Raw genomic sequence first — 13,492 nt, forward strand, 5'->3', positions numbered from 1 at the left:
TTTAGAATGCTCCTGTGATATGGCGGATGACATACACTGTCAATACGCCCGTCAGCATAAAGGTCAAGGTCGCTACCATCGAACGTTTGGATAAACGGCTGATTCCACAAATACCATGACCACTGGTACAACCCGAACCTAAACGGGTCCCAAAACCAACCAAAATACCGGCCACCACCATCATGAGTGGTCTGGCGTCAAGTTCAATCTGTGGCTGCTGCCAGATTCCATAAATAAACGGCGTAACAAACAGTCCCAATAAAAACCACAGCGCCGGTGTTTTAAAGATGGTGCTTGGCTGCATCACCTGAGCCAGCAAACCACTAATCCCTGCGATTCGTCCGTTCACATATAAATAGCCGACCACGGCGGCCCCTAATAAAAGACCACCTAAAAACGCAATCAGGAAATCATGCATCGCCATACACCCAAAACATTATATGTTTTTATAATATATAAAATATCAATAAATAGCTATCCTTTCTTACAAAGAGCTAACCATCCTCCCCCCTTCCTTTATTCTGGCTTTTGCGTTGTCATTTGCTGATTAAGGAGAGTATTGCTTAGGCTATTTTAGGGATAAAGGAATGAGAATGAAGCGTTTAAAAAATAAGGAAAATAAAAAAGCTTCCACTGACTAGAGGCTTAGCGCGGCCAGCACATCTCTAAAAATAGGACTTGGATAAAGACTATTTTAGTTTAATAAACCGCCTTACAGGTCGTAAATGGAAAACAGTTTGCTAGAAAAATCATGTGAATTAATTAGCTGATCTTGATAGTTGGGCAAATCCCCCGAATATATCCTCGGGGAATTTTGTACTTCGGCAGAATATTATGTAGTTTGGCTTTAATTTCTTGGCGTTTTAAAGCTGCTGATCAGAAATAGAGATGAGTACCCATCCAAGTGAACTGACTTACTCAAAAGCATTTAAAACTTTCTCTACAAACCACTCTGGCAACACCTGCGCCTCGGGATTTATTTTTAACAGCTCGGCATTTTCAATCTCGGCCAGAAAAGATGCGGCTTGACCATCCGTCGAGTTATCAAAAAAGTAGGTTCGATCTGTGGCATCCACCGCCTGCATTAATAAATCCATACTGCGGTAGTAACGCTGTTTAATCTTCTGTTCAGGCACGCCATGCCCGCCCTTCTCTACGCGATACTGCACCCGTGCAATATTAATCAGCGGATCAACCGTGGAAACATAGTACAGATAGGTTTTAAATCCGTGGCGTTTTGCCTCATGTAAAAATTCTACCTTGGAAATATGCGACATCACTGTTTCAAAGGTAAAACTCACCTTTAAACGTAAAAACTCCAGGCGAATATAATCAATAATACGCGCGCATAAATAGGAGTCGATTTCCGCAGGATCAAACTGTACGCAGCTTGCACTAATCAGTACCGGTGGCTGACGTAATAAAGGCACCCATGTATTTGCCTGCGGTCGTTGTTTTTGTTCTAGAAAGGAAATTAAAGCAGCTGCATTCAATGCCCGATGATAATGGTCCAAATGCAAAACTGCAGAGTGTTTAAGCTGATATTCGAGTTCATCTGCATTTAAATATGCCCCAATATGATGGGGCAACAAATATTCCTTAATGGTACTTTTTCCTGAACCATTCGGACCTGCAAACATCCTGATGCGGGGTTGTGGCATAAATTAGTGAACGGTCTGTAATTTCTTTTTACGTGTCAAGGTTTTTGGAAGATGCTGCGCACTACGATAAGCCGCAGATACATCCTTCATTACGCTTTCCTGACCATTCGGCTGGCGCTGTACCAGTTGCTGATCTTTCACATACACCACAGTTGAAGACGCACATGCCTGCTTAAAAGCATCACGGAATGCGTGAATCGCCAGTTTTGGAATCATATCATCCTCCACCTTGCCTGCTTTCATAATCGTATAAGCTGTCATTGGACAACTCCTGTTCACACTGTGTGTAATATGTCTTTATCTTAGCACATCAGGGCTATTTGTCTATTTATACAGCACTTCGCCGATACAGAGTTGTCACAGGCTGAATTAGATAGATCTGTCTTACTTAGGCTAAATTAAGATATTTGTCGCTTTTAAGAAGATTTCCCCTTAATTAAAGCAATACTGTTATTTTTTAATTCTAAAATCAAGGCCCTACTCGCCAAACCAGTTTAGGCAATACGTGAACTATCAAATTTTGCCAACCTTGCCTGAACGGCTTTCGTACAGAAAGACACAAAACTGTCTTTTTCAATGAAAGAATTGGTCAATGACTTCCTGAAAATAAATCTAACGCTTTTGACTTCAACCTGCTCTCGTGTTCGTCACAATGACTATCCATGATCAGGATTGCTCTTTTCCTATTGGTGCTTTAAATACTCGAATACACCCTCTATCTGAAAGATCAGCCCAACTATTAAGCACATGCTAAACTGATCTAAACAGCACGCTAATGACTGATCTAAGTACTATATCCCAAGCACAGAATAAAGATAAATATTTGTAATTCAATAATAAATAAAGATAGCAACACGGTAGTTTAAAGCCAGATAAAACAGAATCTATAGCGGCAACCTCTCAGCAGATATATTGAATGGTATAAATTTTAAAACGCGGCCAATTCAATATAGAAATCAGGAGGAGGATAAAAACTCCCCAAATTCAGGGATAGCATTCCGGGGGAAATCCAGAGATAAAACCGGATGCACATGCAGGCCATCTACTTGGGCTTAAACTCATCAAACTATTTTGCGGCAAACCTGTGAATGGTTTTGGTCAATTCTCATTACAATGTAAAAAACCGTAATTTCGTGCAAATTTGGAATCTTTTAACATTGCGAATTGTATGCAAAGTTTGCATGATATAGCCATATTTTGCGACATGCTTTTCACGTAAATTTAAAGAAATTATAAAAAAAATGTGGAATTTCATGCCATAATAAGCAAACTTTGCAGACATCTTGCAAAGACTATTTGCAACTTATTAATTGGAGCAGGCTGGATGAGTTCAACCATTTTGGTTATTCATGGACCGAATTTAAATTTGCTAGGAAAGCGAGAACCTGAGGTTTATGGACACCTTACCCTTGAGGATATAAATCAGCAGCTCATGACACAAGCGCAAAATGCATCATTTTCGCTAGAAACTTTCCAGAGTAACTGGGAAGGTGCCATTGTCGACCGAATTCATCAGGCAGGTCAAGAAGGCGTTCAATTCATCATTATTAATCCTGCAGCCCTGACCCATACCTCAGTCGCAGTACGTGATGCACTTCTTGGCGTTGCCATCCCGTTTATTGAAGTCCATCTGTCTAACGTGCATGCACGTGAAGCATTTAGACATCATTCATATTTGTCCGATAAAGCTGTAGGCGTGATCTGCGGATTGGGTGCAAAAGGCTATGCTGCTGCACTTGACTACGTTATCGAAAAAATTCAACTCACTTCGCAATCTTAATTAGGAATACTGTCTCATGGATATCCGTAAAATCAAGAAACTCATCGACCTGATGATTGAATCTGACTTACAAGCGATTGAAGTTAAAGAAGGCGATCAGGCGATTGCGCTTACTCGTCGCAGTCCAGTAGTAGCGGCAGCAGTTCCAGCAATGCCTGCTCCAGCAGCAGATCTGCCATCAGCACCGAAATCTTCTCCACGTGGCGCAGTTGAAACTTCTCCAATGGTTGGTGTGTTCTATGCAGCACCAAGCCCAGGTGAAGCACCTTTTGTGAAAATCGGTCAAACCGTTTCTGCAGGTGAAACCTTAGGTATTATCGAAGCCATGAAAATCATGAACCCGATTGAAGCGACTCAAAGCGGCGTGATTGAAGAAATTCTAGTTAAAAATGGTGAAGTGATTCAGTTTGGTCAACCACTCTTCCGCTACCGCGCTTAAGACCACGGGGACTCACAATGTTGCAAAAAGTTTTAATTGCAAACCGTGGTGAGATTGCGCTTCGCATCACCCGGGCCTGCAAAACTTTAGGAATCAAAACTGTCGGTATCTATTCCGATGCCGATAAAGACCTGATGCATTTACGTTTCTGTGATGAAGCCGTGTGTATCGGTCCGGGCGCGAGCAGCGACAGTTATCTGAATATTCCTGCGATTATTACCGCAGCAGAAATTACCGGTGCTGATGCCATTCACCCGGGTTATGGTTTCCTGTCTGAAAATGCGGAATTTGCCGAAATTGTAGAAAGCTCAGGCTTTATCTTTATTGGTCCGCGTCCAGAACACATCCGCTTAATGGGGAACAAGGTTTCTGCCATTACCGCCATGCGTAAAGCCGGCGTACCGACGGTACCAGGTTCTGCCCATGCAGTAACACCACAAAATGCCCTGGCTGAAGCCAAAGAAATCGGCTTTCCACTGATTGTTAAAGCAGCTGCCGGTGGTGGTGGTCGTGGTATGCGTATTGTTGAACGTGTCGATACCCTGCTGGAATCGGTACAAGCGGCGCAGCGTGATGCGGAAATGTGGTTTGGTGATGATACGGTCTATATGGAACGTTTCCTGCAAAAGCCTCGTCACGTTGAAGTGCAAGTACTGGGCGATGGTAACGGCCATGCCATCCATCTGTATGACCGTGACTGCTCTTTACAGCGTCGCCATCAAAAAGTTCTGGAAGAAGCACCAGCACCAAACCTGCCAGAGCAAGCACGTGCAGATATTTTAGAAGCCTGTGTCAACGCCTGTAAGATGATGCAGTATCGCGGTGCCGGTACTTTCGAGTTCCTGTTTGAAGATGGCGAGTTCTTCTTTATCGAGATGAACACCCGTGTTCAGGTAGAACACCCGGTAACTGAAATGGTCACAGGTATTGATATTATTGAACAACAACTGCGCGTTGCCGGTGGTTTAGGCCTCGACATTCAGCAGGAAGATGTTCAGGTGAAAGGTCATGCCATTGAATGCCGTATCAATGCGGAAGATCCATCAACCTTCCTGCCATCACCAGGCAAGATTGAAAACTTCTACGCGTCTGGTGGTGCCGGTATCCGCTTAGATTCACATATCTATCCGGGCTATAGCATTCCGCCTTATTACGACTCGATGATCGCTAAACTGATTGCGCATGGTAAAGACCGTAGCACCAGTATTGCGCGCATGCGTCAGGCGCTGGATGAAATGATTTTGACCGGTGTGAAAACCAATATTCCATTACATAAAGATCTGATCTTGCAAGATGAAAACTTCTGCAAACAGGCAATGGATATTCACTACCTGGAAAAGCATTTGTTAAAGCAGCTTGAAGGTGCCAACAAGGAAGCCTAAGCGTTTCCTTGTGAAAATAAAAAACCGCTGATTTCAGCGGTTTTTTTATGGCTGAATTTCAGCTTTAAGGCAAAACACGGCGCAAAGTGGCAAAGCACTGTTCGGCTTTTTCATTACTACAGAAATGAATAGTATGCGGGTTTTTCCATTGCACAAAATATTGTGAAATCTCCCCGGTCTGATCTTCCTGATAACCGGAACAATCGACCTCATTATTGTCATATTTAATTTGCATGATTAAGGCAGGTAAACTGCTGGCCGGATCTTCTGCCGGCTGATAGTCATAGATGCCAGACGACCATTCCTGACCGCTTTTGATAATGACATCGTTATCACCCCGAAAATTATAATATTCAATACATTTGCGGTTATTTGGAATTTCCATGCCCCACAATCCCACAATTTCAGGACGGGTAATGACACGAACGGTATTGGCATTGACAGGCGCTTTTGCAGCGGTTGCGGCAGCACTATTTGTTGTTGTCGTTTTTGTTTCATTGGCCATCACGGCAGTGCAACATACTAACATTAAACTGGTGAGATAAAGTTTTTTCATACATTGATTCAATGATATAAAGTACCCGCTAACGTTAGCATATTTTTTGCAATAAACTTAGTGCATAAACATAACTCAACAATTTTTTTAAGCCCAAAAATCGCTGATTTTTACTGTTTAAATTTTAATCTCACCTTGCAACTTTGCGCAAAATCTCTTACAACAGTTTCTGACAATTTATATTTTCAGGATTGAAAATGAAGTTACAAGAATATTTAAAATATGATGGTCTGGGGCTGGCCGAATTAGTGGCAAAAAAAGAAATTCAGGCATCGGAACTACTGAAACTGGCCATACAACGTGCCGAACAAAGCAAAAGCCTGAATGCAATTATTATTCCGATGCATGAACATGCCCAGCAACGCGTACAAGGGCCATTGTCGGGTCCATTTGCTGGGGTACCCTTTCTGGTCAAAGACCTGTTTCAGGAATACGCTGGCTACCCGACTTCTTATGGCTGTCAGGGCTTAAAAAGAATGGGCTATATTCCCGAAACAAACGCTGAAATTGTCAATCGTTGGGAACAGGCCGGAATTGTGACTTTTGGCCGTACCAACACTCCTGAATTCGGAATCAAAGGCATTACCGAACCGGATGCTTGGGGCAGCTGTAAAAACCCGTGGCATTTAAAACATAATAGTGGAGGCTCATCGGGTGGTTCTGCGGCTGCTGTGGCCGCCGGTATTGTGCCACTGGCCGGTGCCGGCGATGGCGGTGGCTCGATTCGTATTCCTGCCTCTTATTGCGGCTTGTTCGGTTTAAAGCCGAGTCGTGGCCGTACCCCATGGGGACCGTCCATGAGTGAAGCCATGCACGGTGCTGCCATTCAGCATGTGTTGACGCGCAGTGTCCGAGATAGCGCTGCCATGCTTGATGTAACCCACGGCGAAGAACACAGCTCTTTATTTAAGATTCAGCGCCCGGAAGGTCAATATCTGCAGCTGATGCAGCAAGCACCAAAAAAACTGAAAATTGCATTTAGCACCCGCTCTCCAATTGGCACCGCTGTATCTAAAGATGCTATTCAGGCGATTGAGCACACTGTAAAACTCTTAACCAGCCTTGGGCATGAAGTAATTGAAGATCAGCCAGCTATTGATGGCATGCAACTAGCCAAAGATTTTATTACCACCTGGTTTAGCCAGTTCTCTTATATGCTCAGCCAGATTCGCGCGCAGTATCCTTCACGTGATGATGATTTTGAACTGGATTCACTGGCGCTGGCCGCATTTGGCGCCAAAACCTCTGCGCTGGATTATATTCACAACCTGAATAACTGGGGCGTTTATACCACGCAAATGAACCAGTTCTTTGACCGGTATGATTTATATCTGACCCCAGCCACAGCCTCGGTGGCGCCCCAGAATGGCGAAGTCAAAACGCCAGCCTGGCAAAAACCAGTGTTAAGAGCCTTATTGAAAGTCGGTCAGGCGCATCTGTTAACCCAAGGCAAACTGGTCGATCAGATTGTACGGGAAAACCTGAAATGGGTACCTTTTACCCAGCTGGCCAATATTACCGGCTTACCGGCGATGTCTGTGCCGCTGTACTGGAATAAACAGCACTTGCCTTTGGGTTCACAGTTTATTGCACCTTTTGCTCGTGAAGATGTATTACTACAACTGGCTGCACAACTGGAACAGGCTCAGCCGTGGTTCCCGCAATATCAACACATCAAAATTTAAAGACTTGAATAGCCTGATTCAACAGCCGGTCGGTATGACTGGCTTTTGCTATGCCTGTTTTTGTAGCTGTTTCGGTAAACCAAAGACCAGCAACAAACCCAGTAATGTAGATAAGCCAGCCCAGATAAAGACCGTTTGCCCTGAAAAAATATCCCAATAATAACCGGCCAGAATACTTCCCAACGCCACACCCATACCCCACATGGTGCTATAGATGGCTTGTCCTCGCCCTTGCTGCCCCAAGCTGAAATTCTGAAAAATCACCCGCATCGCAATCACATGGAATAAGCCAAAACTAAAGGCATGGATGGTTTGGGCAAAAAACTGGGCGATAAAACTGTCAGGTAGCATACCCACAATAATCCAGCGTAAACCGGTCAGCAGCAAACAGGCCATCACCAGCGTTCGCCATGACCAGCGCGACAGGAAAAAGGTTGCATAAGCAAACATGATAATTTCCGCAATCACGCCTACTGACCACAACAAACCAATTATTGAAGTACTAAAACCAGCCTGACTCAGATAATTGCTATAAAAACTGTAAAACGGCGCATGCGAAAACAGCAGAATAAACTCAATCAGGAAAAAACAGGCCACTACAGGCCGTTTTAACACTGGCCACAAAGGTTCCAGCTGTTTTTGGGAACTAGGTGCAGCGCTGGGTTCTTTAATGCTAAAAGACCAGATAAATGCCAGAAACGCGATACATAGCAACAATACTGGCAGCATGGAGATTGGAATAATTTCCAGCAACGCGCCGATACCAAATACCGCAACAATAAAACCGACCGATCCCCATTTACGCACCTTGCCATACAGCTGTTCACGTTGATCGCCCAGCCAGAATAAGGTCACTCCTTCAAACTGAGCCAAAATGGCATTCTGGAAAAAGCTGAAAATCAGCATCAACAATGCCACTGACTGGAAACTATTCGGAATGATAAACAGCATGAACCAGATACAGGCTTCCATCCAGGTGGCAATACGCACCAGCAACATGCGTTTCCCGGATTTATCGGCAATCCAGCCCCAAATAAAAGGGGCAAAAAACCGGGTGATAATTGCAATGGAAGACAGAATCCCGATTTCCTGATAATTAAAGCCCTGATCTTCCAGATACAGGCTCCAAAACGGCATGAAGGTTCCAACAATGGCGTAGTAGAAAAAGTAGAATCCACTTAGTTTGTGTCGAATTGGAATAGGTTGCATTAGCTTGCATATCCTTGTATTTTCAATAACTTAAAATATTCAAAGGTTGCATAGCCTTGCATAAGTTTGTCCTTGATTGCAGTTCAACTGTCTACAAATCAGTCTACAAACTTTAAAAAAATATTTTTCCTAATTTTTTGTAGACCGCAGTATATGACAGAAATATTGTTAATTTTATGATTAAATTTGATGAAAAGCACGTTGCATTAAGTGAGGTGATGGATTGATGGGGTTCTTAGGTGGTTTATGTCGCACTTCAAGTGTTACTCTGCCTACTATCAATTCTCCGTTTTTTCCTCTTTATTTTCTTCCCTTGCATCCTCTTTAATCTTATTAGTTACAGTTAGTTTTTTAACTTCTGTTGTCTCAACAGTTTCTGACGGTTTTTTATTAGGCTCTACACTTGGTGGCGTGGCAGCAACCATTTTAGTGGTAGTTTCATTAGTTACAGTAAATAAATGCTCCTTATTTACGTTATACATACCAGCCAAACTTATTAGTAAAATTATTAGGAATGATGAAACTGACTTGCTATAAAAATCCCATGTCCATGGCTTCCAAACACTGATTTTACCAATCGTAAAACCATCATTTCGATTCTGATTCTCCAATGCTCTTTTTAAATTACTCATCGAGTTAATCCATTTAACCAACGTATTCAATAATGTCAGTAAACAGATCATCAATAGTGAAATAATAAAGGTTAAATACGGCCATCTAGAATTTACTTCTAATAGCTTTACAGTTGATCCAATAAGGTTTACGCCACCAAAAAGCGTGAAAATAATGGAAGCGAATATGCCTAGAATAGAAATATAGTTTGCTATGGTTGATTTAGCTTGAGCGTCTGCTTCATTTGCTAATTTCTCAGATTTCTTAGCCAATAATTCCGCTTCAGTTGAGATTTTTTCTGCTCTTCTTGATATTTCTTGTGCAGATATTGCAGTGTTTCTCGCAATTTTGGCCTCTTGTTGAGTGACTTTGTTAATGTAATTTTTTTGAGTCGCAGCTAAATATATGTGTCTTCTAAACTTAGTTAAACACTTATGTTTAGGATGCTTATTGCCATCGTCTAAGAGGGGATATAGCTCCTGATATCGGCCTTCAAGTTCTTCCATCATTAAGTCTAACTCCTCAAGACTAATATCTTGAGAATAGTCATAAATCAACTCAGTGATGTCATCATATGGAATATCAAAGTTTGGCAAACATCTAGTTTTAATAATAACTTGATCAAAAATTTTTATTAAGCTTCTTATGGCTTCATCATGAGCAGGGCTAGATATTAAACGTGATACGAAAATATTGAGTATATCGGTTTGCGTATCCAAAACTAACTCTGCCTAAGTTTAATAAGATTTTTTTGAAAAAAAGTCTTTAATTTCTTGATCTGTATAAATCAAGCCCCTTTCTCCAGCCAGGATCCGAGCTTCCAAAAGCCTCCAAGGTTCTTCTCCATGCGTTCTTTCAACCAAATCAAAAGGCTTTTCATTTATTAAAGCTTTAATCGTTGAATGAATTTCATCTTGAACTTCAGGATTTAATGAAAGGCTATTTGGGTCAAATTTAACTTCCTTTAAGGAAAAACCACCATTTTCTTCATCTGAAAATTCAAATGTTGAAATAGTAGAGTCTATGTGGCCCGTTCCAAACATTTTAAAACTATGATAAACGTCGCTTACAACTGGTCCAAATTTCCATTTCTCAATCGGTTGTTCAAACAGTTTCTCGTTACGATTAACCAAGCAGTTTACATAGACATAATATAGAATTTTTTGTAATTTAATAGGCGTCAAAATACCTTTCATATCTGGATTATTATTTACAACATCTACAATATAGTTTGCAATATCGATTGCAGTAGTTCTTTTATTCATTATTCACCTCCAAAATTAACACTTAAATCAACAAGACCCAGATCGAAAAATCTAAGGATTAACATTGTCGGAATTCAGTGAAGGTGTTCATAATATTTCCAAAATCAATATTTTATAGTCAAAAAAAGACAGATCGGAACTTATTGTTCACTATACTGCCCTTCACTCTATTTAATAACATATACCGCAAATATGCAATACTGTGGAACATACATATTGTTTCACAGACCACATTATGGTCAAACTTAACACTATATTTTTTTACTCGGACACCCCTTGGAATGTTGGGGTTTCTACCATGTGTCTACTACCTAGCCGCCAAAAGCCTATCAAAACAACTTAAAACTCGCTAAATCTTTCGATCTTGATGAAGAATTTATGATTGAGCGCTTAAAGGAAATTACTGCATAATTTGAAGAACAGCCCGCAATCAGCGGGCTTTTTTAATAGAAAGAAATTAATAAATAATACCATCCCACCAACCACGCACATCTCTGTTGGTTGTATATGAGGCAGTGTTACCTGGTTTCAGTGTGTAGTTGCAGGTGTAAACTGTTGCATACTGACGGCCAGTTCTTGCATGTGTCAGATAATTGGTTTGTACCGCTCTTCCAGTAGAACAACCAGATAAGCTCAAGGCTTCTGATAATGTCGTATAGGAGGTTGATAGTCTTTGTGTTGGTCCATCACATTGATATTTACCTGAATTAGTCTCCCAACAAACTGCAAGTGCTGTATTAGGAGAGTCATCAGCTATTACTTGCGTGGATCCAAAAATTGAAAAACACATAGTCATAGCTGCAAATAATTTTAAAGTCTTCATCTTTAATTCCCCTTAAAAAATTAACTCTGAAATGCTGCTTAAAATTTCATATATAGCATGACTATTTAAATAGGGATACTCCCAATATTAGGATGTCTTTTGGATGACGCTTCGATTAATTTAGTAAAAGTGTTGCTATAAAGGGACTTAAAAATGAAAAAAAATATTCTGGGGATAATAGCGCTTTCGGTTATATCCATGTGTACATTTGCGGCTACAGATGGGGTGTATGCTATTCAAAATGGCTACTACTCTATCAATGTTAAATTCGCAGAAAATAGTCTCACAATTGTTGAGCCTAATAAAACATCCACTTATCTAAAAGATACGAGTGGAAATTATATTTTCACAAATCCAACCAACAACATTACTTATGGTATGCGTGTTGTGGATGACAAAACCATAGAGGCATACAAGCCAGGTGTTCCAAACTCAACAACGGTTCTCACATTACAATCTGCATCAGCCAAAGCCTCAAGTGAGGATAAAGGCAATCAGATGAAAGCTCTTGCTGATAAATATTTTAAACTTGCGGAATCAGACAGTAACAATGTTCACACGTGGGCAAATTGTGCCTCTGTAGCTTTGGCTTATTCGAGCCTGTCTTTGGAAAAAGCAAAAGAAATGGAGTTACAAGCAGCGACTTTAATTAAGTTAAGTCAATCGCCTGTAGCAAACTCATCTCCTTGCTCTGAAGTAATATCTAATAAAACTTGGACATCCGCTCCAAGCTATTAATAAACAAAGTTAATTTAAGCAAAAGCCCTCACTTGAGGGCTTTCTTATACGCATTACCAAGCTTCACATCATAAGAGTTTTTAGCATAGGCCGCACCATTGTAGCCACGTGCAAATGCTTTCCAATCCTTATTTTTGAGTGCATTAATGAGCTTATTTGTCACAATAAATCGACACATCGCATCATGTACTAGCTCAAACCTGATCTGACAGTTACCCATTTTTTATTGTGCCTGTCAGGTTAAATTTGAGCTAGTACACTTAAACTGTCTGATATAAATAGGACAATCCTGTCATAAATAAAATACTTTTGTATATAAATAAAACCCACGCCTCTCTTTATTCTATTTAAAAGCATGTAACCGTTTAATACGACGTGAATATCTGCCGCTGATTTGTATCGCTTTTATTGCTTTTCATCTTTTGTACGATAGCTTGCATTAGAGTGAAAAAATCCTGTTCTTGAGGCAGCAGTATGGCCAAGTTTCGTCATCATGTGCAACAACATGCGGAGGTCTTTACCGCTAACGGCGTTCATCTGGGCCAAATTGAACAGTTTCTGGATTTAGATCGAATCCAATTAAGTCAGGATGCCGAAGGCAAAGCACATCTGATCCCGCTATCGTGGGTGGGTGATATTTGTGAGCAGCGTATAATCCTGATTAAAAACCTGCAAGAAGTACAAGAAACCTGGATTGAAATACCGCAATAAATTTTGACATCAACCGGACTTTATTCGAGGATCTGCTTATGAATCAGCTGCCACATCTTTCATCCATTCAACAATCTTCGCTTTCAATACAGGCCTGTCTGGAATGCATTGTTGCTTGTCAACGCTGCGCAGATGCCTGTTTACACGAAGAACATGTGCAGATGATGCGAACCTGCATCCAGCGCTGTTTGGACTGTGTTGAAACCTGCAAACTCTGTGTTACCTTTGAAGTTCGCAACTCGGAGCTACATCATTTAGCCATGGACCTGTGTGCCAAAGCCTGTGAACTGTGTGCCGAAGAATGTGGCCAGCATGAAGATGAACATTGTCAAAACTGTGCCCGCGCCTGTCGTGCCTGCGCAGAAGCCTGTCAGATTGAAGGTTAATATGGTTTAACGAATCTCAACTGGAAAATAAAAACCACCCGAAGGTGGTTTTTATTTTTAAAAGAGCACGACTCTGGTTTGCCCTAATAAGTAAATCAGACAGGTGATAATACATGAAGCACTCACCAGAACCGTAATATCTAAAGACCGTCGTGTATTCACTTTCATATCCATACTCCTTTCTTATTATTGTTCTGTTCTTATACCAATAAATAGTGATATGACCAATTGCATTATATTACAAA

At 41.2% G+C, this 13,492-nt stretch carries 15 protein-coding genes and 1 pseudogene; 7 read left to right on the forward strand and 9 right to left on the reverse strand.

From position 1 onward, the window contains the following. Nucleotide 1: 1 nt before the first annotated feature. The 3 genes from FTU67_RS05895 to FTU67_RS05905 form a co-directional block, all read right to left on the reverse strand. A complete protein-coding gene (locus tag FTU67_RS05895; RefSeq protein WP_016658158.1) occupies nt 2-418 on the reverse strand; it encodes a YeeE/YedE family protein in 417 nt (138 codons plus the stop codon). 496 nt (nt 419-914) lie between these two features. Further along, nucleotides 915-1,661: a hypothetical protein gene (locus FTU67_RS05900; protein WP_016658159.1), complete on the reverse strand. Its 747-nt coding sequence runs from the start codon at nt 1,659-1,661 to the stop codon at nt 915-917. Between the two features lie 3 nt (nt 1,662-1,664). Beyond that, nucleotides 1,665-1,922, reverse strand: a complete 258-nt coding sequence (locus tag FTU67_RS05905) for a hypothetical protein (protein WP_005177774.1) — start codon at nt 1,920-1,922, stop codon at nt 1,665-1,667. A 1,063-nt stretch (nt 1,923-2,985) separates the two neighbouring features. Between FTU67_RS05905 and aroQ the strand changes: the two genes are divergently transcribed. The 3 genes from aroQ to accC are packed head-to-tail and all read left to right on the forward strand — an operon-like array spanning nt 2,986 to nt 5,262. Further along, nucleotides 2,986-3,441 carry a type II 3-dehydroquinate dehydratase gene (aroQ, locus tag FTU67_RS05910; RefSeq protein ID WP_005177772.1) on the forward strand — a complete coding sequence of 152 codons (456 nt, stop codon included), beginning with the start codon at nt 2,986-2,988 and terminating at the stop codon, nt 3,439-3,441. A 16-nt stretch (nt 3,442-3,457) separates the two neighbouring features. Continuing rightward, nucleotides 3,458-3,880: an acetyl-CoA carboxylase biotin carboxyl carrier protein gene (accB, locus tag FTU67_RS05915; protein ID WP_005177770.1), complete on the forward strand. Its 423-nt coding sequence runs from the start codon at nt 3,458-3,460 to the stop codon at nt 3,878-3,880. Between the two features lie 17 nt (nt 3,881-3,897). Further along, nucleotides 3,898-5,262 (forward strand): acetyl-CoA carboxylase biotin carboxylase subunit, encoded by a 1,365-nt coding sequence (gene accC, locus FTU67_RS05920; protein WP_005177767.1) that lies wholly within the window; start codon nt 3,898-3,900, stop codon nt 5,260-5,262. Nucleotides 5,263-5,326: 64 nt separating this feature from the next. Here accC and FTU67_RS05925 read toward each other — a convergent pair whose 3' ends face one another. After that, on the reverse strand, nt 5,327-5,818 hold the full coding sequence (locus FTU67_RS05925; protein ID WP_034597534.1) for a hypothetical protein: 492 nt from the start codon (nt 5,816-5,818) through the stop codon (nt 5,327-5,329). Between the two features lie 197 nt (nt 5,819-6,015). Between FTU67_RS05925 and FTU67_RS05930 the strand changes: the two genes are divergently transcribed. Next, nucleotides 6,016-7,503, forward strand: a complete 1,488-nt coding sequence (locus FTU67_RS05930; RefSeq protein ID WP_180061543.1) for an amidase — start codon at nt 6,016-6,018, stop codon at nt 7,501-7,503. Between the two features lie 48 nt (nt 7,504-7,551). Here FTU67_RS05930 and FTU67_RS05935 read toward each other — a convergent pair whose 3' ends face one another. The 4 genes from FTU67_RS05935 to FTU67_RS05950 all read right to left on the reverse strand — a co-directional run bounded on the left by FTU67_RS05935 (nt 7,552) and on the right by FTU67_RS05950 (nt 11,412). After that, nucleotides 7,552-8,712: an MFS transporter gene (locus FTU67_RS05935; protein ID WP_075175222.1), complete on the reverse strand. Its 1,161-nt coding sequence runs from the start codon at nt 8,710-8,712 to the stop codon at nt 7,552-7,554. A gap of 278 nt (nt 8,713-8,990) precedes the next feature. Then, nucleotides 8,991-10,043 (reverse strand): hypothetical protein, encoded by a 1,053-nt coding sequence (locus FTU67_RS05940; RefSeq protein ID WP_168391025.1) that lies wholly within the window; start codon nt 10,041-10,043, stop codon nt 8,991-8,993. A gap of 18 nt (nt 10,044-10,061) precedes the next feature. Next, nucleotides 10,062-10,589 (reverse strand): Panacea domain-containing protein, encoded by a 528-nt coding sequence (locus FTU67_RS05945; protein WP_171526645.1) that lies wholly within the window; start codon nt 10,587-10,589, stop codon nt 10,062-10,064. Between the two features lie 457 nt (nt 10,590-11,046). Then, the gene (locus tag FTU67_RS05950; protein ID WP_158650429.1) at nt 11,047-11,412 is read right to left on the reverse strand and encodes a hypothetical protein; all 366 of its coding nucleotides are present in this window, start codon (nt 11,410-11,412) and stop codon (nt 11,047-11,049) included. Between the two features lie 153 nt (nt 11,413-11,565). On the opposite strand from FTU67_RS05950, the gene FTU67_RS05955 reads away from it, so the two are divergent. Beyond that, nucleotides 11,566-12,150 carry a hypothetical protein gene (locus FTU67_RS05955; RefSeq protein ID WP_168391026.1) on the forward strand — a complete coding sequence of 195 codons (585 nt, stop codon included), beginning with the start codon at nt 11,566-11,568 and terminating at the stop codon, nt 12,148-12,150. 28 nt (nt 12,151-12,178) lie between these two features. Here the strand turns inward: FTU67_RS05955 and FTU67_RS05960 are convergent. Beyond that, nucleotides 12,179-12,334, reverse strand: a pseudogene (locus FTU67_RS05960) (N-acetylmuramidase domain-containing protein); the annotation flags it as partial. A 290-nt stretch (nt 12,335-12,624) separates the two neighbouring features. Between FTU67_RS05960 and FTU67_RS05965 the strand changes: the two are divergent. Both FTU67_RS05965 and FTU67_RS05970 read left to right on the forward strand, forming a co-directional pair. Next, complete coding sequence (locus FTU67_RS05965; RefSeq protein WP_075174873.1) at nt 12,625-12,861, forward strand: DUF2171 domain-containing protein; 237 nt, start codon at nt 12,625-12,627, stop codon at nt 12,859-12,861. A gap of 38 nt (nt 12,862-12,899) precedes the next feature. Then, complete coding sequence (locus FTU67_RS05970; protein ID WP_180061544.1) at nt 12,900-13,247, forward strand: four-helix bundle copper-binding protein; 348 nt, start codon at nt 12,900-12,902, stop codon at nt 13,245-13,247. Nucleotides 13,248-13,492: the final 245 nt, after the last annotated feature.

It is taken from the genome of Acinetobacter sp. YH12132, from assembly GCF_013418645.1.
Taxonomy (GTDB): Bacteria; Pseudomonadota; Gammaproteobacteria; order Pseudomonadales; family Moraxellaceae; genus Acinetobacter; species Acinetobacter indicus.